This window comes from Rhodococcus sp. ARC_M12, assembly GCF_022810385.1.
GTDB lineage: Bacteria > Actinomycetota > Actinomycetes > Mycobacteriales > Mycobacteriaceae > Rhodococcoides > Rhodococcoides navarretei.
Window position 1 is genome coordinate 172,371 of record NZ_JALGQI010000009.1, and the last position, 23,050, is coordinate 195,420.

Sequence of the window (23,050 nt, forward strand, 5' to 3'; positions counted from 1 at the left end):
CGACGTTGCCGCCGTCATACAACGTCTCAACGACGAAATAGCTGCGGAACTGCCCCTGTTCGACTCCGACCTCGAACTTCGCCGCGACCTCGACGCCAGCACCGCAGGACAACTGCGGGCCTTCGTCGCGTATTTGCTTGCCGATGCCGATGACGTGCGTCCTGCAGTCGAGGCTGTGCACCTCGCCTGTACGATCGCGCGCCGAGGAATGGATCTGTCAGTTCTGCTCCGGATCTACCGGCATGGGCAACAGGCTGCACTTCGGTATGCGAACGAGATGATCGAGACCCAGGATTGGCCCGAGGAAGGCCGGGTCGAGATTTTGACCGAGGTCTGGTCGCGCGCAACCGACTGGTTCAGCTTGTGCGTCGAGCAACTGATCACCGCGTACGCGGAAGAGCGTGAGCGATGGCTGCGCAGTGCGCTCACGCGGCGAAGGCAACAGGTCGAGGCGGTCCTGCGCGGAGACGCCGTCGACGTGACCGCGGCGGAAACCTCACTCGGCCATCCACTTCGACGCCGCAACACCGCACTCGTCATCATTGCCGACAGCGAAACCGACGGCACGACAGGGCTCGAAGAATCAGCTGTCCGGCTGGCCGCAGTATTGGGCGCGCCCCGACCGCTGCTGGTCCCTGTCGGGTCGCGCACCCTCTGGGCTTGGCTCGCGACCGACCACACACCCGATCTGACTCTGTTGAACGCGACCACACGTCCCAAGGACATACGGATCGGTATCGGCATCACCGCCAACGGAGTAGAAGGCTTCCGGTCCAGCCACCGGGAAGCTGTTGCGGCACTACAGGCCGATGCACGCCAGCTCGTGTTGTATTCGGATGTGGAACTGGTCAGCCTGCTCTCCGCAGATCGAACGGCACTGTCGACCTTCATCGACCGCACTCTCGGACGGTTGGCAGACGATGTCCACGCTCCGCTTCGGGACACCGTGATCGCCTACCTTGCGGAGGGTGTCGGCGGTGCCTCGACAAAACTCGGCCTGCATCGCAACACCGTTCGCTATCGACTACGGCAAGCCGAGGACCTTCTGGGACACAGTCTGGAAACCGGAAGACTGGAACTACACCTTGCCCTGGTCTGCGCAACCGCCGAAACATTGAGCGCGAACTGACTGACAGAACCCCATCACTGCCGCTTCGGAACGCCCTTTCGGGTAGAAGTCCGATCCGCCTCAGCCTCCGCCGATGGGAAGTCCGGTGAGCGCGTTCTTGGAAATCTGCTCGAATTCCAGGAACTTGACGAGGAAGTCGTGGACCCAACGTCGTCGACGCCATCGACGACGAACGCCGCCGCATCGAGCGCGACCTGCACGGCGGCGTACAGCAGCAGTTGGGTGCGGTGGGGATGCTGATCGGCCGGGCTCGCCGCGCCGAGGAGCCCGAGAAGTTGCACGAGCTCCTCACTCAGGACCGAGATCATCCACATGGAGACGATCGTCTAGCCGAGCCGTCCATCTGTAGGGGTCTCTGATCGGAGCACGCCGCCGCGATCATTCGCTGGTTCCACAAGACCGAGCATCCGTGCCGACGCCGAACTGCCTCGGGTCGGCAAGGCTCCCGAACTGGACAGAACCCGCTAGTCTGTTGCCGGAGTCAGCACGCCGGGGGTTGCTGACGTCGACTTACCGGGGGGTAAATGTTCGAGCATCGCGGCAGTTCGCCGGGGTTGTATGTGCCGCTTCAACCGTCGGAGGGTACTGCCAGCCGGACGGTTGATCTGCGAATCCTGCCCGACGGCCGAGTCGGGTTGGCGGCATACACGTCGCTGACATCATTGGTCCAGAACTGCGGCAACGGACAGCCGTGGGGGCTGGTGGACGAACACGGGCTCGCCGAGATCCGCGCGTCGGCCGAAATCGACGTCGTCCTACTCGATGCCGCACTTCCACTGCCGGACAGACGCATTCGTGCGGATAGCAGTACACCCGGTACCTACATGACGGATCCGCTCCGATGAGCGTGCCAGGTATCGAGATCGGTGACCTGAACGAACCCGCTCGGATACTGATCGAGAACGCGCAAACGTTGGATTCGAGTGGCGACAGCGCACCCGAGGTGCCGAACGCGGGCCGGTCCACCATCTTCGTCGGCGAGGCCATTAGATCTCTGGCGCAGGCGATGTCGGAATCTTGGTCAGCTATGGCGTGGGCGAGCTGATCGAATGGGCCGCAGACTGATGTCGAATCCACGGCGAGCACTCAGGCAGCCAGCTCCGATGCCGAATCCGACCACAGGCGAACCTCGACCACCGACCGCGCACCGAGGTGAAGCACGAGCGCATTGGGTGACGATGCCTGGAGACCTCGAAAATAGCGTTGTGCCACTCGAATACGGCCCAGCATTAGAAGCATTCGAGGAGCCCCGACGAGAAAAACTTCTGCAAGCGGTGATGTTGATCTGCATTTTTTTGCTGTTCTTTATTGTTCCCTTCCGCGGCTTCGGTTGGGCTGATCTCTGGTTTCCGTGGCTCGTCATTCTTGGACTCCCCGTTCTGCAATATCGCAAAAGCCTAGGAGATCGCGTCCTGGCAGGGGCTCGCTGGGTTCAACAGCGAGACGAATGGATCTCGACCTACGAAATCACCAAAATACGATCCACCACCGTCGGACTCAACCGAGCATCCAAGATCGAAGACGTCCACGGCAACAAGCTCATCCTCGTACTCCCCGACGCCCAAATGAACCCACTGCTCTGGAACCTCGTCTACAACGGCATCGTCCACTCCGTCGCCTACGGCAACTGCGACATATCGAAAGCTGCACGCCGAATTCTCGAGATCTAGCCGCCGTGCGTCGGTACGCAGCCCCGGTCGGTCCGACCGCGCGTCACCACCGATCGACGTGCAGCACCGTTTCGATCGGATCCCGCGGAGCAACCTTGAAGGTCTCGCCGGTGTAGTACGCCGTCGGAATCAGCGCGCCCTGATGGAAATCCTCGGGGATGCCGAGCAGTTCGGAGATCTCGGCTTCCTTCGCGAGATGGATTGTCGTCCAAGCCGTTCCGAGACCGCGCGCCCGCGCAGCCAGGGCGTAGTTCCACACCGCCGGCAACAGTGAGCCCCACAAGCCCGCCTGATTTCCTGCCGGGAGCGTCTTACCGGCCTGGATGCACGGAATCAGCAGCACCGGCACCTCACCCATGTGCTCACCGAGCCATCCGGCACTGTCTCCGACGCGCTTCTGCACCGATGCGCGTTCCGGATCGTCGGCGAACAGCGCCGACGCGGAATGCTTCGATGCCTGATACGCGGTGAACAATTCGCCGTAGATCGCCCCGATGCGAGCGCGAAGATCGGGATCGGTGACGACGATCCACTGCCACCCCTGCTTGTTCGACCCAGACGGTGCCTGTAGAGCGATCTCGAGACACTCCTTGATCAGCTCCATGGGCACCGGCCGCGTCAGATCCAAGCGCTTACGGACGGTACGCGTCGTGGTCAGCAGCTCGTCGGGAGTGAGGTCGATGATCGGGAAGGAAGTCACCCCTCGATCATGCACCACCGGCAGTCACACCGGCAGCAACGGTCGGATCAGTGCCCATGCGGACGCGTCGACCCAGGACGGATTCGATTGCTGCGGCGATCGGAACACCTCGAGCATCGACAGTTCCTCGATGGACTGAATGTCCGACGCGAGGATCGGCTCATCGAACAGCGCGATGTCGGTGCTTACCTTCCATTGCGGGCCGGGGACCGGTGTGCCGGTAAGGGTGCCTGCACCCCAGATCCCGCGTCGGGGATGGCTGCTGACCCAGAACAGCACGGGTTGCCCGGGTGCCATCAGACGCGTTCGGTAATTGTCGGCAACGCACCAGTGCTCTTGTGCGCGTCCGGCTTCGACCATCGGCGCGAGATCGGTCTTGTGCGGATTGCACTTGATCACCCAGGCACCGAGCGTCCGATCGGTAATCGCCATCACCGTCGCCATAGTAACGAAGAAGGCGGTCGAGTCACTGTTCTGCACCCAAGCACAATGGCGATCGCCGCCGGCGCGTTGCTTGCGAAACACGTAAAGCAATCCGTGTCGCCACCACGCTGGCCTCATGGGTTCTGACGAGACCGAAAGGACACCATCGCAACCTTGACGCGAGGCGGAAATGCCCCGATCGAGGCGCGCCAACGTTCCAGGTCACCGCCGGAGATGCCAACGGTGGCGACATACTCGCATTCCAAGTGGACACGAGTCGAAAATTAAGCAGCGACGACGATTTCGTGTTTTTCAACCAACCGTCATCGCCTGAGGGCTCGGTTGGTCTGTCACCGACGCAGTCGTTGAGCATCGACCCGCGACTCGTACCGGCTTACGCAAGCGCCATCGTCGTCGCGATCGCATCGGACTGCGCACTGTCGGCTCTCGCTGGGTTTGATCGTAAATTGTAGAGGTATCGTTTGCGCGATCCGGGATCCGCCGGTCCAACGATGGTCGATAGCGCGCACCCCGACGCAGGTTTGGTTAGATCGCGCTCGCTTCTAGACGTAACCCAGCCATGACCCTCAAGTCGTTTTAGAACGCGAAGGGGTTGAGCGCCGAATCTCGCGGATGAATGCGCCATGATCTCTGCATCATTCGATTGGACGACAACGGAAAAGCTGGTGGTACAGCACAATGACGATTAAGCTCGCTCGATTCCGAAGGAAGACCACTGTGAACGTCTCTACGATCTTCCGCCACCTCGGCGTCGGCGCGATGGCCGTCGCGATCACCATCGCGGTGACCACCACTGCAATGGCTGACCCGACGGACGAGCCTTCCCATCCGAGTTCCAGCGAGCAAGAACCGATTAGCACGCCTGACGCGCCATTCACCACGGAGATCGGTGCTCCAGTAGTTACACCCGAGGAGACGTTGAGTGGGGAAGCTGCGCCCACAACGGAGGCAGAGCCGCAGGAAGAGCCGCAGGAAGAGCCTGCCACGATTCCACCCACCACATCTCCTGAGTCGACTTCCGCAACACGACAGACACCCACCACCACGACTACTGCGCTGACACCACAAGACGAGCGCGAGGCTTCACCACCGCGACGCGCAGCAGCGGAGCCATCAACTGAGGCCGTAGAAGCGCGACCGATGGATACCGCGCCAAATGGAGCATCGTCGCCGCCAGGGTTCGTCGCAGCATCGGACGATGTCCGTTACGTCAACCGGTCCGATCAGTCCGAACTCGTCTATGTCTATGAGAACGGCCAACCAATCGGCCAACCGCGCACTGTGGAACCAGGCCAGACGCTTGTACTCCAACGATGCGCCACGGCTGATAGCACCTGTGCCTTCGTTGCATATTCTCCGACCACGAAACAGCAAACTGCTTTGTACCAAATTGTTGACCGCGCTACTCCCAGCGGCGACAGAATTACATCGGCACCAATGACTGGGGGGGACGGTTACGGCGGTGGTTGGCAGTCAATCGACGCCGGGGTGCTTTACACCAACCGCAGCGGTCACGACCAGGTGGTCGCTTCTTCGCAGACCTCACCTACCGGAGTATCCGAGACGACGCATGTACAGGTTCCGGCAGGTTCATCCGTCTCGCTGTCTTGCGCTGCCGGGAAAGGATGCGACTACACCGTTGGCGTTTTTTCTAAGGATCGATTGGACTTCACGAACGAGGGCCTGTTGATGGTCGACAGTGCAGGGAGAGCCGTCCACAACGGGAGCGGATATAGCTCAGGGATTGACCGTGAACCCGGCGGGCTCCGTTACACGAACAACGGTAAATTTAGGACGCTCGTCGCGTTTTTCGCCAATGGCGTTGACCTCGAACAAACCGCCACCGTATATGTAGGGGACAGCCTGTTCCTCCCGCCCTGCCACCCTTCGCTCCGCTACTGCACGTACACGGTATTTCAACTGGACGAAGATCTCACGACACAAAGCAGCGTGACGACATACTTCGAGAATTCTGGGCCACCGCTCACGGGTGGAGGCGGTACCACTGGTGGGGGGACTCCCGTCACCACTTCGACTCCTGTGCCGACCACTACGAAAACACCACCTTCCCCCAAACCACGACCGACCAATATCCCCAAACCACAAACAACCAAGCCGTCTCCTCGTCCCACGACTTCACAGCCAAAGCCCGCACACTACGGCGAAGACAGGTGGGTGGACTGCGGTCCGAAGGTCTGCACGGTGTATTGGAACAGGGCTACGACCAGAAGGCTCGCCGATGGACTCAATGGTCTCGCATTTGAGATCGGTAAAGATGCACTCGCAGCCGGTCAATGCAGTGTCACCGCCATCTTCGAAAAGTGGATTAGTCTGATCGGCGAGGCAATTGCCTCTCAAACTTGCTCAGCCGTCGTTGAAGCGCAGTATGAAGCGAAGGTTGAAACTATGGCATCCGCAGCCATGAGGGCCAAGAAGGCAGGTGCGTGTCTACAGGTCAGCTACGCCAAGGGCGACGAAGGTGGTCGCCAGACCTGGGGCGTTACAAGCAACGATCGGTACTGCTCATGACTGAACAGCCAATTGAACGCTGCAGTAGATGCATAGCCTCGGGGCTTAACGCTGGTAGATGAGGCCGGTCTGTCAGAACAGAAGATGGGCACGCTAAGCTGCGAGGACCGCATCCGCACCGTGAAGGACACCAGACTGACGGACTCCCTCTGCACTGGTTCGACCAGAACCGCATCCGCTTTGGCCATCGCACAGCGCGCGGTGGACCGATCGGTGTGGACGAGGCGGAAACCCAAACATGCTCGCTACCAAGCCTTCTCGGTCACCGCGCACATCGCCGCCTACGATAGCCACACACACCTGAGACTGTCGAAAACCGCGACCTGGTCGGCGCTGATCATGACAGCCAGGCTGGCAGCATTCCCCGCGCCCGCCTGACCACAATCCACCCCGCCGACCCCGAAAAACCAACGTCGGACCGTAGACCCGAGCCCTTCCGATCCGCTCGGCCCCTGCGCCCCTGCGACAGGCAGGTCCGAAGTCCACCATCTCGAACAGCTCAGGCGAGGACGTCACCGCCAAACAAATCGAGGCCAGTATGGGCTCGTCGAACAGCGTGATGCTCGTCGAAATTTTCCATCGGGGCACGGTTGCCGGTCAAGGTACCCACACCCCAGATTCCGCGTCGGGGATGGCTACTGACCCAGAACAGCACGGGTTGCCGGGTGCCATCAGACGCGTTCGGTAATTGTCGGCAACGCACCAGTGCTCTTGTGCGCGTCCGGCTTCGACCATCGGCGCGAGATCGGTCTTGTGCGGATTGCACTTGATCACCCAGGCACCGAGCGTCTGGTCCGTTATCGCCCGTGCCGTAACCGCCGCCAGCGTACCGAGCGTCAGCCCACCGCGTCGTTGCCCTGGGATGCCGAGACCACCAGATTGTTTGCGGTCAGCCCGTTCCCGTTCTTGGCGGCGTCGATCCACTGATCCGTCGTCGCTACCGCCGCGAAGTTCGACTGGTAGAGCACCATCAGAGCCTTGTGCAACTGTTCGGCAGAGACGGTGCCGGCCTCGTTCGAGAGGTTGATCGCACCCGTGGCGTCGGACAGGATCTCGACGGTCAGATCCAGCGCCTCGGCGTCGGCGCTGGATGCGAGGTCGCAGTTGTTGGTCATGTAGCCGACGATCGTGACGGTGTCGATGTTGTTGCTCTGCAGCCACTTCGCGACTCCGGTCCCGGCGAACACGCTGCTGTACTTCTTCTCGACCCGCTCGAAAGACGGCTGCACGACGGCTTGAATGTCCGGGTGCAGTTCGTATGTCGGAGTGCCTTTGACGAAAGCGGGCGCACCTTCCGGCATTTCGTGCTGCACGATCGCGACGGGAAGATCCTGCGCCGCAGCGGCTTCGATGGCACGGACGATGTTGGCCAACGACTCGTCTCGGGGCGGGTACTGAATCTTCAGCACCCCCTCGAAGTATTCCTGCTGGACATCGATCACGATGAGGGCTCTACGCGGTGCGGTCATGGCGTTCTCCTTCGACTGGCGTTGTTTGGTCGCACTTCATCCTGCGGTGCTGCTCTTGCATTCACGAGTGGCACGGATGCATACTTTCGATGGATTTGCGCCAGCGGTTGAGATCGGAGTCGGTATGCGCATCGCGCTCTACGCGTTCGACGGCATCACGATGTTCCACCTCGCCGCGCCGTTGATGGTGTTCGGCGAGGTGACCCGGCTCGGACTCGCCCCGGACTGGGAGACGCGAGTGTGGTCCGACGAAGCCGGTTCGATCCGCACCGAGGAGGGATTTCCGGTCGGCGAGATCGCAGGGCCCGATACCGTCGCCTGGGCCGATATCGTGATCGTGACATCGTGGCCGGAGTCGTTGCCTCGCATAGGCACTGACTTCTCGAACTCACTCCGAGGAGCACATGAACGAGGGGCAGAGATCGCAGGTCTGTGCCTCGGTTCGTTCGCTGTAGTCGATACCGGGTTGCTCGCCGGCCGTCCGGCCGTCACGCACTGGACCAAGATGGCCGAGCTGCGGGAGCGAAATGCACACGCGGGCGTCGACGAGTCGGTGCTCTACATCGACCACGGCGACGTGATGACCTCCGCGGGCACCGCGTCGTCGATCGATTCCTGCCTGCACATCGTGCGCAAGCACCTCGGTTCGGCTGCGGCGACACGGGTTGCGCGGAGTCTCGTGGTCGCGCCCCATCGCGACGGCGGACAGGCGCAGTACATAGAGCGTCCGGTCATCGAGGCATCGGGAGATACCGCGATCGCCGACGTGCTGAGCTGGGTACTCGAGCGTCTGGACGAGCCGTTGCCCATCGAGCGACTGGCCGACCATGCGCGCATGAGCCGACGCAGCTTCATCCGTCAGTTTCAGCTCGAGACAGGATCCACCCCGGCTCGCTGGGTCTTGGACAAACGACTAGAGGAAGCTCGGAGCCTGCTCGAAACGACCGATCGCAGTATCGAGAACATCGCTGCTCTGTGCGGATTCGGCAGCGCTGTCACTCTGCGTCAGAACTTTCGTTCGGCATTCGCAGTGACACCGACGGCCTATCGACGGCAATTCGCCGTCGGATGTGCGCCCACAGATGCGGTCGACAGGCAAGGATGAGCGACGTGATCCTGTGGATAGTTGCCGGAGTAGAGCTCGCTGCCATCATCGCGCTCGGTGTGGTCTTGATCGTCTCGCGTCGAAAGTTGAAGCACACGCGCCGGGCACTGGACCGCGCTCTCGAATCGCAGCAACGCCGTAAGCGACGCGGCCTGGTGCCCTTCGCGATCAGAACTGCCTTCCACACCACGGACCTACTCATCAACAAGGGATTCGGTGCCACGGTCCGCAACTCCGTCGAAGACCTCGCGGGCTGGGCCAAAGTCGAACGCCCCGACCTGGCACGCATGACGGCCGACGGCGACATCGTGGTGATGTTCTCCGACATCGAAGGATCCACCGCACGCAACGAGGAACTGGGCGACCGCGGTTGGGTGAAACTGCTCGAAAAGCACAACAAGCTCATCAACAAGCACGTCGACGCCCACGGCGGGCACGTGGTGAAAAGCCAGGGCGACGGCTACATGATTGCTTTCTCCGACCCGGGCCAGGCCGTGCGTTGCGGGGTGGAAGTGCAAGAAGCACTGATGAAGAACCCGGATCGATGGGACCGTATCCGCGTCCGGATGGGTATCCACGTCGGCAGTTCCGTACGACGCGGTGACGACCTGTTCGGCCTCAACGTGGCCATGGCCGCACGCGTCGCGGGACAGGCCGACGGCGGCGAAATTCTGATCAGCGAACCGGTGCGCAAGGCCATCGGTGCGGCGCATGATCTGACTCTCGGGACGCCACGCGACGTCGAACTCAAGGGAATGAGCGGGACTTTCCAGTTGTATCCGATTGCGCTGCCGGTGCAACCGGATACAACGCCGTCCATCAGCGCGGGATAGCGCCGGGAAGCACGTGCAGGGTCAAGTACGAACCACCGGCTCCGGTTCAGACGATGACGTCCCCTGCCGGAGCGTCGTCGGTGATGTCGGGGTAGTCGTTCCTGAGGACCAGGACAACTCGACGTCGACCTCGACTTGGGAAGTCGGAAACCTGTCTCACTCGGGACCGAACAGTTTCGAGTAGGTGGCCGCCGCACGTTCTCTGAGCTGTTCGCCGGACAGATCCTCCGGGCTATCGCGCAGCTCCGGATCCGAAACATAGTCATCTACATCGAAAAATAGCTTTTCGAGAACCGTGAACTCACTACCCGGCACTTGACTTTTATCGTTGGTGAAGGTGCGAATATAGTCTGTCTCGAAATCATCTGCCGAAATCTTTTCTTGTACAAATGCCTCGATCAGCTCCCTATACTGGCGCAGCATTGCTTCGACTGACCTCTCGCGCTCAGCCATTACTCACCCCCAAGATTTCTGTGTCAGAGCGCATCGCTGGCTTGTGAACGCGAATCCACGAGAGATCGACACTATCCGCCTCGACTCAACTGACGAAGTTTTTCCAACGCCCCAGTCGCACGGACAAGCAATTGCCCTGCGTCCAGATCGTCATCGCCACGCAACCTGTCCTCGGCGACGAAAGCGTCCACGTCGCCGAGCAGACCGTTGACGATCTCGGACACTTGCCTTTCGAGTATCCCCGGCGTCCGCTTCACCAGCCTCGAATATGCCTTCTCGAAGGCATCGGCGGTGTGACTCCATCTACGAAAGCCTCGATAGTGGGAATAAAAATCAGGGCCTGCTCGGCCGCGCTCCCGATAGCACTCATCAGTACAGTCTCCCCTCACTGAGAACCGACGCCATCTGGTCCTCACTCATTTCCCAGCCACTGACAAACCTTCCGTCTGAGCGTTGAACCACAATAGGCTTGGTGACTACCGGTCAGCGCACTGCCGCGGTGGGGAGCACCGGCACGGTCAGGGTTGAACCTCCGGCTCCGGTTCGAACCATGACATCTCCGGCTGGAGCGTCGTCGGTGATGTCGGGGTAATCGTCACTACGAACCTGCACCTGCAGCCGATGTCCGGCCGGCAACCGGAAGTGCGTCGGCCACGCCCGTACGTCCAATTCATACTCCTGTCCGGGTATTCCGGGCTCGGGTGCAATGGATCCGTTGCGATGGCTTGCCTTGAGCCAGCCCTGGGTGATGCGCTCCACGGTGCCGTCCGGCGCGACGTCGTCGACAATGACAGCGAGGTTACCGTCGGACGCGGTGAAGGTCGCCGACACCTTCGCTGTGGGGGAACCCGTGATGACCACATCACCGGGTAGTGGAGTGGTCGAGAAGACCACTGCCGCATCGGCAGCGTCGGTGTGGTCCGTCGGGACGGTGTATGCGCGACTGCCCTGCTCGGTCGACACCGGACTCAGACCGCCGTCGGTCCCCATCGTCAGCGTCAGCACGGTCGATTCAGCGGGCGGCCACTGCCCGAATTCCTGCCAGCCGCGTTCGACGGGCACCGAGGAGATCTCGTAGGAATTGATCCGCTTCGCCGGCAGAGGTGCAGAGCTGTCCTCGCGCAGCCACTTGTCCCACCATGCGAGGTATGCCCCCGTACCGATGTCGGCTTTCTGGCCCGCCGGCATACCGTGTTTCCAGGGCCCGGCAACGACCCACGTCAGATCCGGATGCGCGGAGTAGTTCTGCATCATCGGGTCTCGATAGCGGTCGTACCATCCGCCGACCTGCAACATCGGGACGTCGATGTTCTGCCATTTCGCCTTGACGCTGCGGTCGGTCCAGTACTCGTCGTACAGCGGATGCTCGTCGTACGGACCCTCGGTGGCCGGGGCTGTGCTCGCCTGCCACGTGCGGATGGTGTCGGATCGGATCCCGCCGCGGTAGATGGTGTTCTCGTACCAGTCACTGAATGCATCGACCGGGATGACCGCAGCCAGGTGCGGTGGATTGTTGGCTGCGGCGAGCATCGACGTGTGACCTCCGTAGCTGACACCGGATTGTCCGACCTTGTCCGTCGACCACGGCTGTGCTGCAGCCCATTCGACGAGATCGTAGTTGTCCTGCTGTTCCTGCGGGCCGAACGGATCCAGTACGCCTCGAGAATCTCCGGATCCCCGGACGTTGCACAACAAGATGTTGTACCCGCGTTCGACCAGATACGCCGAGTCCACTGCCAACCGGTCGAGGCCGTCGTAAGCGTTGAAGTCGTAGACGATGGTCGGGAACTTCTCTGCGACCGGCACGTTGCCGTCATCACCGGGTCGGTTCACGTCACACGCCAGCGCGGCACCGTCGCGCATCGGAACCTCCATGCGCTCCGAGGTGACCGTGTATTCGGCCGCCCGCCCATAACCGAAGAAGGGGTCGGTCGGTAATTCGCGAGGCAGTGCTCCGGCGGTACCGGCTGCCTGTCCGACGAGGACTACGGCAAGAGTCAGGGCCAGGGGTACGCGGATGTTACGGATGTCGATCTCCATCCATCGGGCGGCTGGGCCGCGAGAGTCGAAAAATGGGGTCAAAGAGGTTCCGGTACAACCATGCTCAACAGGTGGTAGCTCAGACACTTGCCATGTCCGTCGAGCACCGGGCTTCCAGTCACTCCCCCACCGAGCACGCCGGGTAGCTCGAACACCAACCCACAGACCAGGGGCATGTCAGTGCGCCGTACGTCCCCGGTGACCAGCGGCGCGAAATGCGTGGCAACGGCATCGACAGTCAGTTCACGGGTCAATAACTCGTAGTACTCCTCTGAGCGCGGAAAGACAGCGAGAATGAGGGTGTCGCCCTTGTCCCCGGTTCGCACGTCGGCGAGATCGTCGACAGTCCTCATACCGTCACCTCCGTGGTGTGTACAGCGGTCGTCACCTGTGCACGTGGAATCAGACACGATCTGATCGCGAGCACCTCGGCGCTGCTGCTGCGTGCGCCACCTCCACCGGCCGGGCCGTTGGTGTAGAGGCTTTCGACTTCCCACCCCACGAGTGCCGCGGTCTCCGCGTCGGGCACCTTCCCGGTCACGCGCAGCCGCACTTCGGGGACATCGGTTGGGGCAGCAAGTCCGCGGAACGCCGCACCCGCCCCGATGTACTCGATGCCGACATTCTCGGCCGGAATACCGTGCACCTCCCACAGTCGTTGCTGCACAATCTCTCCGGCGAGCTCGGCGCGTTGCAGTGCGCGTGGCCCGGCGTAGCTGATCTGACCTTCGCCGAGCCAACCGCCGCGAAAACCGAGGGTCACCTTCAGCTCCTCTGGCCGTGTACTGCCCGTCGCCCCGGACACCGCTACCCGATCGGGTCCGACGGTCTCGAACGCGACTCCGGTGAAATCGGCGGTCACATCCGGCGTCAAGTACCGGGCTGGATCGCCTACCTCGTAGAGCAACTGCTCGGCGCACGTTCGCCGCGTCAATTCCCCGCCGGTGCCGTCGACTTTGCCGAATTCGGCTGTGCCATCGGCACGTACGTCACCGAAAGGAAATCCCAGATGTGCCAGGCCCTGCACCGGCTTGGTGATCGGATCGGCGAAGTAGCCACCGGTCAGTTGGCCCGCGCATTCGAGAAGGTGTCCGACGGCCGTCCCTGCACCGAGCGTCTCCCAGTCCTGCCCAGCCCAACCGAACTCGTGCATCAGCGGCGCAAGATACAACGCTGGATCGGCAAGACGGCCGGTGATGATCACGTCGGCACCGACATCGAGTGCGGGCAGAACCGCATCGGCCCCGATATAGGCGTTCGCCGACACCAGTTCCTCGGAATGCTCCGACAGCGGCCGGCCGGTCTCCCACACCAACGGGTCGATCCGGCGCACTGCGTCGAGCACGTCGTCGCCGGTGACGGCAGCGATGCGCACCGAGCGCGAGCACACCTGCTCGGCAACACGAGCGGCAACGGCTGCTGCCGCAACAGGATTCGCCGCTCCCGAGTTCGTCACGACGGTGATGCCCTGCTCCGTGGTCGCGCCCAGCACTGCCCGCATCCGCGCGGCCAACAGTGGGTCGTAGCCCGCAGCGGGATCGAGCAGCTTTCGTGCCTGCCCGGTCGCAACAGTCCGCTCCCCGAGGCACTCGAAGATCAGATAGTCGAGCTCGCCGCGCTCGGCCAAGATCTTCGCCGGGTCGATGCGATCGCCGGCGAAGCCTGCTCCGGCCCCGAGCCGGATCGTTCCGTCGCGACTCATGACGACCACAGCGGGATCGCGCCGGTGGCCATGGCAACGCCGAGCATGCCGAGACTGATCAGCCACGCCCACCCCAGCGTGTGGCGAATGTGCTTACCGATGTCGACTTTCGCGAGACCCACCAGAAGGTAGAACGCGCCGGTCATCGGGCTGATGGGGAATCCGACGGTTTCCTCACCGATGATCGAGGCTTGCGCCAGATCCATTGCGCTGACGCCGAATTGGTCGCCTACCTCGATGAGGACCGGCAGCACGCCGAAGTAGTAGGCGTCCGGTCCGAAGATCAGGCTCATCGGTACCGCAAACACGCCGACGATGAGCGGTAAGGCAGGTGCCATAGCGTCCGGAATGGCATTCGCCGCGCTGACCGCCATCGATTCGATCATGCCGCTGCCGTCGAGCACACCGAGTAGTACACCGGCCGCGAGCAACGTACCGACCATGAGCATCGCGCCGACAGCGTGGGCCTCGATGCGGGCCGACTGGGCCTTCATTCCGCGGTAGTTGACGAGGAGCGCCACGATAGTGGCGATGATGAAGCACGTCTCCGGCGGGGCGATGGCGGCGATCAACGCAGCCAACGTCGCGATTACCAGGAAGGCGTTGACCCAGAACAACTTCGGCCGCAGCAGTGCTCGGTCACTCGACGCGGTTGCCGGACCGTCCGCATCGTCCCCGCCGGTCGACGGGCTACCGGGCTCCTCGTTCGCGTCATCGACTGAGGATCCGGTATCCCCGGATCCCACGGACATGCGTTCGGCGACTCGCGCCGTCGACTCGTCCACGACGGCCGACGCATCGCCCGCGGCTACCTTGGCCAACCGGGTCCGCTCACGCCGACCCAGATAGTAGGCGACGCCCAGTGCGAACACGACCCCGGCAATCTGAGCAGGAATCAGCGGCACCCACAGCTCGTTGGCGTCGACGCCCAGTGTTGCTGCAGCGCGAGCCGTCGGACCACCCCAGGGGACCATGTTCATCACTCCGGCACCGAGACCGACGCAGGTCGCCAGGACGAGCCGGCTCATACCGAGGCGTTCGTAGATCGGCAGCATGGCGGGGACGGCGATCAGAAACGTGGTTGCGCCGGCTCCGTCGAGGTGAGCCACCACGGCGAGGGCAGTGGTCGCGACTGCCACGGTCGGCGGGGCACTACCTGCCCAGCGCACGATGCGGGCGATGATCGGATCGAACAGACCCGCGTCGCGCATGATCCCGAAGAAGACGATTGCGAACAGGAACATCGCGGCGACGCCGACGACCCCGCCGAGTCCCTCTTTGACGAACCCTGCCACCTCGGATGGAGAGTTGCCGGCCAGGAACGCCGCAGCAAGCGGGACACCTGCAAGCGCGACGATGGCCGCGACGCGCTGGGTGAACAACAGCAGCAGGATGATGGCAATCGTCCCGAAGCCGAGCAGTGACAACATGTGATCTCCTTCATCGAATACGACGAGTGTTGTGCAGATCACTTACGCAGTCCAACATCAGTTGGGTATACATTCATTCGCTGTGAGCATCAATATCGGTATCGCGCACCTACGGGCCATCGTGGCGCTGGCCGATCTCGCGAGCTTCACCTCGGCGGCAGCGTCCCTCGGGGTATCCCAGCCGAACCTCAGTCGCACGGTCGCCGAGGCAGAGCGCCGCCTGGGCGTGCGACTGTTCGTCCGCACCACCCGCAGCGTCGACCTCACCGGCGATGGACACGAGGTGACGGCCTATGCCCGTCGGGTATTGCTCGAGTTCGATGACGGCCTGGAGCAGATCGGACGCTTCGTCTCGGGCGACCGAGGAACCGTCACCATCGCGTGCTTGCCGTCGATCGCGGCCACGTTCCTCCCGCCGTACATCGTCGACTTTCGCAGTAGTCACCCCGACGTCTCGGTGCACATCAAGGACGGCCTGCGCGACGACGTGGTGGCCTCCGTCCGCGACGGCTCCGTGGATTTCGCAGTGGTGGCGGCATCGGGGCGAGCGAACGACCTGATGCGCACGACGGTCAGCGCCGATGCGTTCGTCTGCGCGCTACCGTCGAATCACGCTCTGGCGCAGCGCAACAGCTTGAGTTGGACCGACCTCGCCGACGAGCCGTTCATCGCCTTCGGCCCCGAATCCAGCATCGCGTCGCATGTACGACTGGCTCTGGAGAACGCGGGAGTCGACGTCGGACCGTCTGTTCAGGCACACAACGTAGCCGCCGTGGCGGGCCTGACCGCGGCGGGACTCGGCATCACCGTCATCCCGGAACTGGTGGTGCCGATGATGTCGTTCGCGAGCCTTGTCTACCTGCCGATCGAGCCGACCATTCATCGCACCATTTCGGTCGTGCAATTGCCCGGACGACGCCAAAGCGCTAGTTGTTCGGCTTTTCTGGACATTTTGGTGCCGCCCCCGTAACGAATGAATGGCCCATTCAATACGTCTGAGCGCGTGAAAGTCACATTGATCCCGACGGGGTGGGCGGTGGACCCGAATGATGTTGCACCCCAATACGAATGAATGGTCCATTCACAACGTCTGAGCGCGTGAATGGACCATTCATTCGATGGGGGGTGAGGCAGAAAGAACTACTGCTTCGCCGACTCCAGAGCCTCGTTGAAGGTCTTGGACGGACGCATCACTGCGGCGGTGGCTTCGGGGTCGGGGTAGTAGTAGCCGCCGATGTCGACTGCAGTGCCCTGGACCTCGTTGAGCTCGGCGACGATCTTCTCTTCGTTGTCTGCCAACGTCTTTGCCAGTGCTCCGAAGTGCTTGGCCAGTTCGGCGTCCTCGGTCTGCTCGGCGAGTTCCTGCGCCCAGTACAGCGCGAGGTAGAACTGGCTGCCACGGTTGTCGAGTTCGCCGGTCGAGCGCGACGGGCCCTTGCTGTTCTCAAGCAGCTTGCCGGTGGCGGAGTCGAGTGCCTTGGCGAGGATGGTCGCCTTGGCGTCGCCGGTCTTGGTGCCGAGGTCTTCCAGGCTCACGGCCAGAGCCAGGAATTCACCGAGCGAATCCCAGCGCAGGTGGTTCTCCTCGATGAGCTGCTTGACGTGCTTGGGAGCCGAGCCGCCCGCACCCGTCTCGTACAGTCCGCCGCCCGCCATCAGAGGAACGATGGAGAGCATCTTGGCACTGGTGCCGAGTTCGAGGATCGGGAACAGGTCGGTGAGGTAGTCGCGCAGGATGTTGCCCGTCGCGGAGATGGTGTCGAGTCCGCGGACCAGACGCTCCATCGTGTACCGAATCGCGCGCACCTGCGACATGATCTGAATGTCGAGGCCCTCGGTGTCGTGATTCTTCAGGTACTTGCGCACCTTGCCGATGAGCTCGTTCTCGTGCGGGCGGTACGGGTCGAGCCAGAAGACGACCGGCATTCCGGACTCGCGAGCGCGGCGCACGGCGAGCGCAACCCAGTCCTGGATCGGAGCGTCCTTGACGATGCACAGGCGCCAGATGTCGCCCTCTTCGACGGTCTGCGTGAGCAGGACCTCGCCGGTGGCGATGTCGGTGATGTTCGCGACGCCGGCCTTCGGAGCTTCGAAGGTCTTGTCGTGCGAGCCGTACTCCTCGGCCTTCTGCGCCATCAGGCCGACGTTGGGAACTGTGCCCATCGTAGTCGGATCGAACTGGCCGTTGGTCTTGCAGAAGTTCACCATCTCCTGGTAGATCCGGGAGAAGGTCGACTCGGGGTTGACGGCCTTGGTGTCCTTGGGGCGACCGTCCGCTCCCCACATCTTGCCGCCGGCGCGAATCATCGCGGGCATCGATGCGTCGACGATGACATCGCTGGGCGAGTGGAAGTTCGAGATGCCGCGAGCGGAGTCGACCATCGCGAGCTCCGGACGGGTCTCGTGACACTTGTGCAGGTCTTCGATGATCTCGTCGCGCTTGGATGCCGGCAGCGTCTCGATCTTGGTGTACAGATCCGACAGGCCGTTGTTGACGTTGACGCCGAGCTCTTCGAAGATCTCGTTGTGCTTGGCGAACGCGTCCTTGTAGAACACGCGGACGGCGTGGCCGAAGACGATGGGGTGGGAGACGCGCATCATCGTCGCCTTGACGTGCAGCGACAGCATGACGCCGGTCTCGTAGGCGTCCTGCATCTCGGCCTCGTAGAAATCGAGAAGCGCCTTCTTGCTCATGAACATCGAGTCGATGACGTCACCGTCGGTGAGCGAGACCTTCTCCTTGAGCACGATCGGCTCGCCGTCGGCGGGCAGCAGCTCCATCTTGACCTCACGGTCACCGTCGACGACGGTCGACTTCTCACCGTGGTAGAAATCGCCCTCGCGCATGTGTGCGACGTGGGTGCGCGACGCCATCGACCACTCGGTCATGGAGTGCGGGTGCTTGCGCGCGAATTCCTTGACGGCCTTCGGCGCACGGCGATCCGAGTTACCTTCGCGCAGAACAGGGTTGACGGCGCTGCCGAGGCACTTGGTGTAACGGTCGCGGATTTCGCGCTCTTCGTCGGTCTTCGGGTTGCCGGGGAAGTCCGGGATCGCGTAGCCCTTGTCCTGCAGTTCCTTGACGGCGGCGAGCAACTGCGGCACCGAGGCGCTGATGTTCGGCAGCTTGATGATGTTGGTCTCGGGCAACTGCGTCAGCTTGCCCAGCTCGGCGAGGTTGTCGGTCACTCGCTGGTCTTCGTTGAGGTAGTCGGGGAACTCGGCGAGGATGCGGTTGGCAACGGAGATGTCACTCGACTCGACGTTGATCTCGGCCGCGCTGGCGAAAGAACGTATGACCGGCAGAAACGCGTGAGTCGCCAGCATGGGCGCCTCGTCGGTCAGGGTATAGATGATGGTCGGCTTCTTCGCTGTCATGTTTCGCCTTTGCCTCAGTTTCAACGTCGTCTTTTGGATGCGTTCGTGGTCAACTTTAATCTTCGATCCCGCGAATGTGGGGGGCAGTGGGGTATCACTCCACCAGCGGTTCCAAGTTACCGACCGGTAGGGCGCTCAAAGGATTTCGCAACCCTCCTCGATCCGGCCCTGACCACCGTCGGAGCCTCCGATTTGCCCGAATAGGAACAATGGCACCCTCTGCGACCGTTGAACCGGGTATGACGACCTACAAGACTGTCAATCCAGCCGACGGCACAACCGTCAAGGAATTCGAAACTCTCGACACGGCCGGCGTCGAGCGCGCACTCGCCGACGCACACGCCGGATTCCAGACGTGGCGCAAGACCTCACCGAAGCACCGCGCGGAAATCCTGCACAAGGTCGCTGACCTCTACACCGAGCGTTCCGACGAACTGGCTCGAACCATCTCGCTCGAGATGGGCAAGCCGCTGACCGAGTCCCAGGGCGAGGTGGAGCTGTCGTCGAGCATCTACCGGTACTACGCAGACAACGGCCCGACCCTGCTCGAGGATGAGAAGCTCGACGTACCCGGCGCGGAAGACTCTGTGCTGCAACGCAAGCCGGTCGGCGCACTGGTCGGCGTCATGCCATGGAATTTCCCGTACTACCAGGTTGCCCGGTTCGCCGGTCCGAACCTGATGGTGGGCAACACGATTCTGCTCAAGCACGCACCGAACTGCCCGCAATCGGCGTTGCTGATGGAGGAGATCTTCCAGCAGGCGGGACTCCCCCAGGATGCGTACATCAACATTTTCGCGACCAACGAACAGATCGCCGACATGATCGCCGACCCCCGCGTGCAGGGCGTCTCGCTCACCGGTAGCGAGCGAGCCGGAACCTCCGTGGCCGAAACCGCAGGACGCAACCTCAAGAAGGTCGTCCTCGAACTCGGCGGTTCGGACGTGTTCATCCTGCTCGACTCCGACGACATGGATGCCACCGTCGAATCTGCGACTCGGGCACGCCTGTCCAACGCCGGCCAGGCCTGCAACGCCGCCAAGCGCATCCTCGTCGCCGAGGACATCTACGACGACTTCGTCACCAAGCTCGTCGCGTCGTTCGAGGCCGTGCAGACCGGCGACCCGTTGGACGCGAACACCACCCTCGGGCCGCTGTCGTCGCAGACCGCCGCCGACACGTTGATCGAGCAGATCGACGACGCCGTCGCCAAGGGCGCGACACTGCTGACCGGTGGCAAGAAGATCGACGGGCCGGGTGCATTCGTGCAGCCGACGCTGCTGACCGACGTCACCCCGGATATGCGGGCGTACAGCGAAGAGCTGTTCGGACCGGCCGGTGTGATCTACAAGGTCGAAAGCCCGCAGCAGGCAATCGAATTGGCGAACTCCTCGGCATACGGTCTGAGCGGATCGGTGTGGAGCACCGACCTGGACAAGGCCCGCGATGTGGCCGAGCAGCTCGAGGTCGGCATGGCGTTCGTCAACGAGCACGGCACCACCCTCCCCGGCCTCCCGTTCGGCGGCGTCAAGCGCTCCGGCGTCGGCCGCGAACTGGGACCGTGGGGCATGGACGAGTTCGTGAACAAGAAGCTGGTGCGAGTCTCCGCGAAGTAGGCTCAGCTGACGATGCTCCCCGGGCAGTTGTCCGGGGAGCTTTGTCGTGCCGCGGTCGTGCGGTCCCGATGATCGTCGAACACGCTCTGCTGCATGTCATTCCCCATCGAACCAACGAACTCGCGGTCGCCTTCGCCGACGCGAAATCGATCATCTCCTCGATGCCGGGGTTCGTGAACCCGACCCCCTCGCGCCGCATCGAGCATTTCGCTCCGAGGCTCAGGGCATAGGAGATAAGTTCGGTTCTCGACCCCTCACCGGTTCAAGGAGACACTCGTGGCCAACGCTTCGTCGTTCGTATCCAAGCAGGACGACACCGAGATCAGTACCTACACCTGGGCGACCTCGGCCGACCCGGCACGCGGCGTCGTGCAGATCGCGCACGGACTGGCCGAGCACGGCAGCCGCTACGCCCGCTTCGCCGCCGCGCTGAACGACGCCGGATTCCATGTCGTCGCGTCCGATCATCGTGGCCACGGCCAGTCGATCGTCGACACCCCGGGCGATTTCGGTGCCGCCGCATTCGCCGGACTGTGGGCCGACATCGAGCAGCTGGGCGAGTCGTTGCTGAACGACTACCCTGACCTGCCGCTGTTCCTGTTCGCGCACTCGATGGGTTCGTTTGCCGCGCAGCATGTTCTGATCGAGCGATCGGATCTGTACGAGGGAGTGGTGCTGTCGGGCTCGACGACGCTGAACATCCTCGCCGCCGGCATGGCCGACGCCCCCGCGGGCGACCTGAGCGTGTTCAACGCCGCCTTCGAACACCGCACCGGATACGAGTGGCTCACCCGCGACGAGGCCGAAGTGGACGCGTACGTCGCCGATCCTCTGTGCGGTTTCGACCTCCCGGAGTCGACGGTCCCCGCGTTGTTCGGTGAGGCCGACAAGCTGGCCGACCCACACAACCTCGAGCAGATCCGCTCCGACCTTCCGCTGCTCATCACCTCGGGAGCAGACGACCCGCTCGCCGGTGGCGGACAATTGATCGAAACCCTCGCCGCCCGGTACCGCGAGGCCGGGATGAGCGACGTGACCGTCACCCTCTACCCCGGTGCCCGCCACGAAATCCTCAACGAGACCAACCGCGACGAGGTCACCGCGAACATCATCGGGTGGCTCACCGACCGCGCCGGATAGATCTACCGCTTTCGTAGGTGCACGGGCTGCCCGTCCTCCGGGAAGGGCAGCGACGTGAAGTTCAGCGGTGCAACGTAATCAGGGTCGACCGACCAGTCGAACCGCAACAGCAGATGGTGCATGATCGTCTTGATCTCCGCGCCCGCGAAGAACATGCCGATGCACTTGTGCACGCCCCCGCCGAACGGCTCCCACGCGTAGCGGTGCACCTTGTCCTCGCGACGGTCGGCGGCGAACCGGCCGGGGTCGAACTTCTCGGGGTCGGGCCAGTACTGCTCCATGTGGTGCGTGAAGTGCGGCGCGACCGATGCATACGTGCCCGCGGGAACGAACTTTCCCTGCACCTCGGTGTCCTTCACTGCGCGACGCGCCACCACCGGAGTGGGTGACACCAGCCGCAGGCATTCCTTCATCACCAGGTCGACGCTGTGCAGTTCGTCGAGTTGCGCGAGCGTCGGTGCATCGGTGCCGAGGGCCTCGGATTCCGCACGACACTTGTCCTGCCACTCGGGGTGTTGCCCGAGATACTGCATGATCGTCGACAGCGTGATCGTCGACGTGTCGTGAGCCGCCATGAGCAGGAAGATCATGTGGTCGATCACTTCGTCGTCCGAGAAGCGCTCGCCGTCGTCCCCCTCGATGTGGCACAGAACCGAGAACAGGTCGTCGGTCTCGGTGGCGCGCCGCGCAGGTAGGTAGCGCCGGAAGAACTGCTCGAGCATGGCGCGGCCGTCGAGGCCACGCTTCCACCGCGTTCCCGGAACTCGATAGCGCACGATCGACGTCGCCGCCTGAACGCACGCCACGAAACTCGAATTGAGCTCGGCTATCTCGGCGTCGGTACTACCCTCGGCCCCGCCCATGAAGATGCTCGTCGCGACCTCGAGCGTCAACGCCTTGAGCGCCGGGTAGACCTGGACGTCGCGCCCGCCTTGCCAGGCGTCCAAACCGGTTGCGGTGACAGGATTCAACGCCTCCACGGATTTGGTGAGCCTGTCCCTCGTGAAGGCCTGCTGCATGATTCGTCGGTGCTTCAGATGTTCGTCGGAGTCGAGCAGCATCAATCCGCCGTGAAAGAACGGGCCGATCAACAGCGACCAGCCGTCACCGTTCGCGAACGCTTTGTCGGCGTTCTGAAGCACCTGCTGGCATGCGTCGGGGCCGAGGACGGTGATCCACTTCTGCCCGGCCATCGTCAACCAGGAGATCTCGCCGTACTTCTCCCATCGACTCCCGAGCAGTTTCAGCGGGTCACGGATGTACTCCAGGGTGTGGCCAACGACGGGCACACCGCCGTCGCCGTATACCGGCTGAAGCGTTGAATCAGCAGGTGGAGCAGCCAGAACACGTGCCATTATCGACCTCCATCAATCTGACAGAGCGTCCTGTCAGATGCGATGTAGTGTGCGTCA

General features: G+C 62.7%; 24 protein-coding genes and 1 pseudogene. 13 read left to right on the top strand and 12 right to left on the bottom strand.

Going from position 1 to position 23,050, the window contains the following annotated elements:
• The first annotated feature begins 277 nt into the window (after positions 1 to 277).
• On the top strand, positions 278 to 1,129 hold the full coding sequence (locus MTX35_RS13595; protein ID WP_243595551.1) for a CdaR family transcriptional regulator: 852 nt from the start codon (positions 278 to 280) through the stop codon (positions 1,127 to 1,129).
• Here the strand turns inward: MTX35_RS13595 and MTX35_RS13600 are convergent.
• Positions 1,109 to 1,261, bottom strand: a pseudogene (locus tag MTX35_RS13600) (Glu/Leu/Phe/Val dehydrogenase dimerization domain-containing protein); the annotation flags it as partial. The gene MTX35_RS13595 and the pseudogene MTX35_RS13600 overlap by 21 nt on opposite strands.
• Before the next feature lie 50 nt (positions 1,262 to 1,311).
• On the opposite strand from MTX35_RS13600, the gene MTX35_RS13605 reads away from it, so the two are divergent.
• The 4 genes from MTX35_RS13605 (at position 1,312) to MTX35_RS13620 (ending at position 2,799) form a co-directional block, all read left to right on the top strand.
• Positions 1,312 to 1,488, top strand: a complete 177-nt coding sequence (locus MTX35_RS13605; protein ID WP_308198130.1) for a hypothetical protein — start codon at positions 1,312 to 1,314, stop codon at positions 1,486 to 1,488.
• 165 nt (positions 1,489 to 1,653) lie between these two features.
• Entirely contained in the window at positions 1,654 to 1,974 is a 321-nt protein-coding gene (locus MTX35_RS13610; protein ID WP_243595487.1) for an SAV_915 family protein, read from the top strand.
• On the top strand, positions 1,971 to 2,174 hold the full coding sequence (locus MTX35_RS13615) for a hypothetical protein (protein WP_243595488.1): 204 nt from the start codon (positions 1,971 to 1,973) through the stop codon (positions 2,172 to 2,174). The genes MTX35_RS13610 and MTX35_RS13615 overlap by 4 nt, the downstream gene beginning before the upstream one ends.
• A gap of 58 nt (positions 2,175 to 2,232) precedes the next feature.
• Entirely contained in the window at positions 2,233 to 2,799 is a 567-nt protein-coding gene (locus MTX35_RS13620) for a hypothetical protein (protein ID WP_243595489.1), read from the top strand.
• 43 nt (positions 2,800 to 2,842) lie between these two features.
• On the opposite strand, the gene MTX35_RS13625 is transcribed toward MTX35_RS13620, so the two are convergent.
• Both MTX35_RS13625 and MTX35_RS13630 read right to left on the bottom strand, forming a co-directional pair.
• Positions 2,843 to 3,499 carry a nitroreductase family protein gene (locus MTX35_RS13625; RefSeq protein ID WP_243595490.1) on the bottom strand — a complete coding sequence of 219 codons (657 nt, stop codon included), beginning with the start codon at positions 3,497 to 3,499 and terminating at the stop codon, positions 2,843 to 2,845.
• A gap of 24 nt (positions 3,500 to 3,523) precedes the next feature.
• On the bottom strand, positions 3,524 to 3,931 hold the full coding sequence (locus tag MTX35_RS13630; RefSeq protein WP_243595552.1) for an EVE domain-containing protein: 408 nt from the start codon (positions 3,929 to 3,931) through the stop codon (positions 3,524 to 3,526).
• A 242-nt stretch (positions 3,932 to 4,173) separates the two neighbouring features.
• Here MTX35_RS13630 and MTX35_RS26280 point away from each other — a divergent pair, with 242 nt between their 5' ends.
• Together MTX35_RS26280 and MTX35_RS13635 are read left to right on the top strand one after the other, a co-directional pair.
• Positions 4,174 to 4,395, top strand: coding sequence for a TerD family protein (locus MTX35_RS26280; RefSeq protein WP_374230297.1), 222 nt, complete (start codon positions 4,174 to 4,176; stop codon positions 4,393 to 4,395).
• A 265-nt stretch (positions 4,396 to 4,660) separates the two neighbouring features.
• The gene (locus tag MTX35_RS13635) at positions 4,661 to 6,472 is read left to right on the top strand and encodes a hypothetical protein (protein WP_243595491.1); all 1,812 of its coding nucleotides are present in this window, start codon (positions 4,661 to 4,663) and stop codon (positions 6,470 to 6,472) included.
• An 836-nt stretch (positions 6,473 to 7,308) separates the two neighbouring features.
• Here MTX35_RS13635 and MTX35_RS13640 read toward each other — a convergent pair.
• The gene (locus MTX35_RS13640) at positions 7,309 to 7,941 is read right to left on the bottom strand and encodes an isochorismatase family protein (protein WP_243595492.1); all 633 of its coding nucleotides are present in this window, start codon (positions 7,939 to 7,941) and stop codon (positions 7,309 to 7,311) included.
• Positions 7,942 to 8,065: 124 nt separating this feature from the next.
• On the opposite strand from MTX35_RS13640, the gene MTX35_RS13645 reads away from it, so the two are divergent.
• Together MTX35_RS13645 and MTX35_RS13650 are read left to right on the top strand one after the other, a co-directional pair.
• A complete protein-coding gene (locus tag MTX35_RS13645; protein ID WP_243595493.1) occupies positions 8,066 to 9,046 on the top strand; it encodes a GlxA family transcriptional regulator in 981 nt (326 codons plus the stop codon).
• Positions 9,043 to 9,879, top strand: coding sequence for an adenylate/guanylate cyclase domain-containing protein (locus tag MTX35_RS13650; protein ID WP_243595494.1), 837 nt, complete (start codon positions 9,043 to 9,045; stop codon positions 9,877 to 9,879). The genes MTX35_RS13645 and MTX35_RS13650 overlap by 4 nt, the downstream gene beginning before the upstream one ends.
• Before the next feature lie 156 nt (positions 9,880 to 10,035).
• Here MTX35_RS13650 and MTX35_RS13655 read toward each other — a convergent pair whose 3' ends face one another.
• The 6 genes from MTX35_RS13655 to MTX35_RS13680 all read right to left on the bottom strand — a co-directional run bounded on the left by MTX35_RS13655 (position 10,036) and on the right by MTX35_RS13680 (position 15,504).
• Positions 10,036 to 10,332 (bottom strand): colicin immunity domain-containing protein, encoded by a 297-nt coding sequence (locus MTX35_RS13655; RefSeq protein ID WP_243595495.1) that lies wholly within the window; start codon positions 10,330 to 10,332, stop codon positions 10,036 to 10,038.
• A 71-nt stretch (positions 10,333 to 10,403) separates the two neighbouring features.
• The gene (locus MTX35_RS26285; protein WP_335742197.1) at positions 10,404 to 10,556 is read right to left on the bottom strand and encodes a hypothetical protein; all 153 of its coding nucleotides are present in this window, start codon (positions 10,554 to 10,556) and stop codon (positions 10,404 to 10,406) included.
• Between the two features lie 259 nt (positions 10,557 to 10,815).
• Entirely contained in the window at positions 10,816 to 12,372 is a 1,557-nt protein-coding gene (locus MTX35_RS13665; RefSeq protein ID WP_243595497.1) for a CocE/NonD family hydrolase, read from the bottom strand.
• A gap of 38 nt (positions 12,373 to 12,410) precedes the next feature.
• Positions 12,411 to 12,725, bottom strand: coding sequence for a hypothetical protein (locus tag MTX35_RS13670; protein WP_243595498.1), 315 nt, complete (start codon positions 12,723 to 12,725; stop codon positions 12,411 to 12,413).
• The gene (locus tag MTX35_RS13675) at positions 12,722 to 14,074 is read right to left on the bottom strand and encodes an acyclic terpene utilization AtuA family protein (RefSeq protein WP_243595499.1); all 1,353 of its coding nucleotides are present in this window, start codon (positions 14,072 to 14,074) and stop codon (positions 12,722 to 12,724) included. Before MTX35_RS13675 ends, MTX35_RS13670 begins: the two co-directional genes overlap by 4 nt.
• On the bottom strand, positions 14,071 to 15,504 hold the full coding sequence (locus tag MTX35_RS13680; RefSeq protein ID WP_243595500.1) for a CitMHS family transporter: 1,434 nt from the start codon (positions 15,502 to 15,504) through the stop codon (positions 14,071 to 14,073). Before MTX35_RS13680 ends, MTX35_RS13675 begins: the two co-directional genes overlap by 4 nt.
• Before the next feature lie 82 nt (positions 15,505 to 15,586).
• Here MTX35_RS13680 and MTX35_RS13685 point away from each other — a divergent pair, with 82 nt between their 5' ends.
• Positions 15,587 to 16,474: a LysR family transcriptional regulator gene (locus tag MTX35_RS13685; protein WP_243595501.1), complete on the top strand. Its 888-nt coding sequence runs from the start codon at positions 15,587 to 15,589 to the stop codon at positions 16,472 to 16,474.
• A gap of 170 nt (positions 16,475 to 16,644) precedes the next feature.
• On the opposite strand, the gene MTX35_RS13690 is transcribed toward MTX35_RS13685, so the two are convergent.
• On the bottom strand, positions 16,645 to 18,882 hold the full coding sequence (locus MTX35_RS13690; RefSeq protein ID WP_243595502.1) for an NADP-dependent isocitrate dehydrogenase: 2,238 nt from the start codon (positions 18,880 to 18,882) through the stop codon (positions 16,645 to 16,647).
• A 239-nt stretch (positions 18,883 to 19,121) separates the two neighbouring features.
• On the opposite strand from MTX35_RS13690, the gene MTX35_RS13695 reads away from it, so the two are divergent.
• The 3 genes from MTX35_RS13695 (at position 19,122) to MTX35_RS13705 (ending at position 21,638) form a co-directional block, all read left to right on the top strand.
• On the top strand, positions 19,122 to 20,498 hold the full coding sequence (locus tag MTX35_RS13695; protein WP_243595503.1) for an NAD-dependent succinate-semialdehyde dehydrogenase: 1,377 nt from the start codon (positions 19,122 to 19,124) through the stop codon (positions 20,496 to 20,498).
• A gap of 68 nt (positions 20,499 to 20,566) precedes the next feature.
• A complete protein-coding gene (locus MTX35_RS13700) occupies positions 20,567 to 20,728 on the top strand; it encodes a hypothetical protein (protein ID WP_243595504.1) in 162 nt (53 codons plus the stop codon).
• 46 nt (positions 20,729 to 20,774) lie between these two features.
• On the top strand, positions 20,775 to 21,638 hold the full coding sequence (locus MTX35_RS13705) for an alpha/beta fold hydrolase (protein ID WP_243595505.1): 864 nt from the start codon (positions 20,775 to 20,777) through the stop codon (positions 21,636 to 21,638).
• A gap of 2 nt (positions 21,639 to 21,640) precedes the next feature.
• Here MTX35_RS13705 and MTX35_RS13710 read toward each other — a convergent pair whose 3' ends face one another.
• Positions 21,641 to 22,993, bottom strand: a complete 1,353-nt coding sequence (locus tag MTX35_RS13710) for a cytochrome P450 (protein WP_243595506.1) — start codon at positions 22,991 to 22,993, stop codon at positions 21,641 to 21,643.
• Positions 22,994 to 23,050: the final 57 nt, after the last annotated feature.

Bases quoted from the DNA above. Each gene is read 5' to 3' on its own strand.
- MTX35_RS13595 (WP_243595551.1), top strand. From the start codon at position 278: ATGATCGAGACCCAGGATTGGCCCGAGGAAGGCCGGGTCGAGATTTTG.
- MTX35_RS13610 (WP_243595487.1), top strand. From the start codon at position 1,654: ATGTTCGAGCATCGCGGCAGTTCGCCGGGGTTGTATGTGCCGCTTCAA.
- MTX35_RS13615 (WP_243595488.1), top strand. From the start codon at position 1,971: ATGAGCGTGCCAGGTATCGAGATCGGTGACCTGAACGAACCCGCTCGG.
- MTX35_RS13620 (WP_243595489.1), top strand. From the start codon at position 2,233: ATGCCGAATCCGACCACAGGCGAACCTCGACCACCGACCGCGCACCGA.
- MTX35_RS13630 (WP_243595552.1), bottom strand. From the start codon at position 3,931: ATGGCGATTACCGATCGGACGCTCGGTGCCTGGGTGATCAAGTGCAAT.
- MTX35_RS13640 (WP_243595492.1), bottom strand. From the start codon at position 7,941: ATGACCGCACCGCGTAGAGCCCTCATCGTGATCGATGTCCAGCAGGAA.
- MTX35_RS13645 (WP_243595493.1), top strand. From the start codon at position 8,066: ATGCGCATCGCGCTCTACGCGTTCGACGGCATCACGATGTTCCACCTC.
- MTX35_RS13650 (WP_243595494.1), top strand. From the start codon at position 9,043: ATGAGCGACGTGATCCTGTGGATAGTTGCCGGAGTAGAGCTCGCTGCC.
- MTX35_RS13655 (WP_243595495.1), bottom strand. From the start codon at position 10,332: ATGGCTGAGCGCGAGAGGTCAGTCGAAGCAATGCTGCGCCAGTATAGG.
- MTX35_RS13665 (WP_243595497.1), bottom strand. From the start codon at position 12,372: ATGGAGATCGACATCCGTAACATCCGCGTACCCCTGGCCCTGACTCTT.
- MTX35_RS13670 (WP_243595498.1), bottom strand. From the start codon at position 12,725: ATGAGGACTGTCGACGATCTCGCCGACGTGCGAACCGGGGACAAGGGC.
- MTX35_RS13675 (WP_243595499.1), bottom strand. From the start codon at position 14,074: ATGAGTCGCGACGGAACGATCCGGCTCGGGGCCGGAGCAGGCTTCGCC.
- MTX35_RS13680 (WP_243595500.1), bottom strand. From the start codon at position 15,504: ATGTTGTCACTGCTCGGCTTCGGGACGATTGCCATCATCCTGCTGCTG.
- MTX35_RS13690 (WP_243595502.1), bottom strand. From the start codon at position 18,882: ATGACAGCGAAGAAGCCGACCATCATCTATACCCTGACCGACGAGGCG.
- MTX35_RS13695 (WP_243595503.1), top strand. From the start codon at position 19,122: ATGACGACCTACAAGACTGTCAATCCAGCCGACGGCACAACCGTCAAG.
- MTX35_RS13700 (WP_243595504.1), top strand. From the start codon at position 20,567: ATGATCGTCGAACACGCTCTGCTGCATGTCATTCCCCATCGAACCAAC.
- MTX35_RS13710 (WP_243595506.1), bottom strand. From the start codon at position 22,993: ATGGCACGTGTTCTGGCTGCTCCACCTGCTGATTCAACGCTTCAGCCG.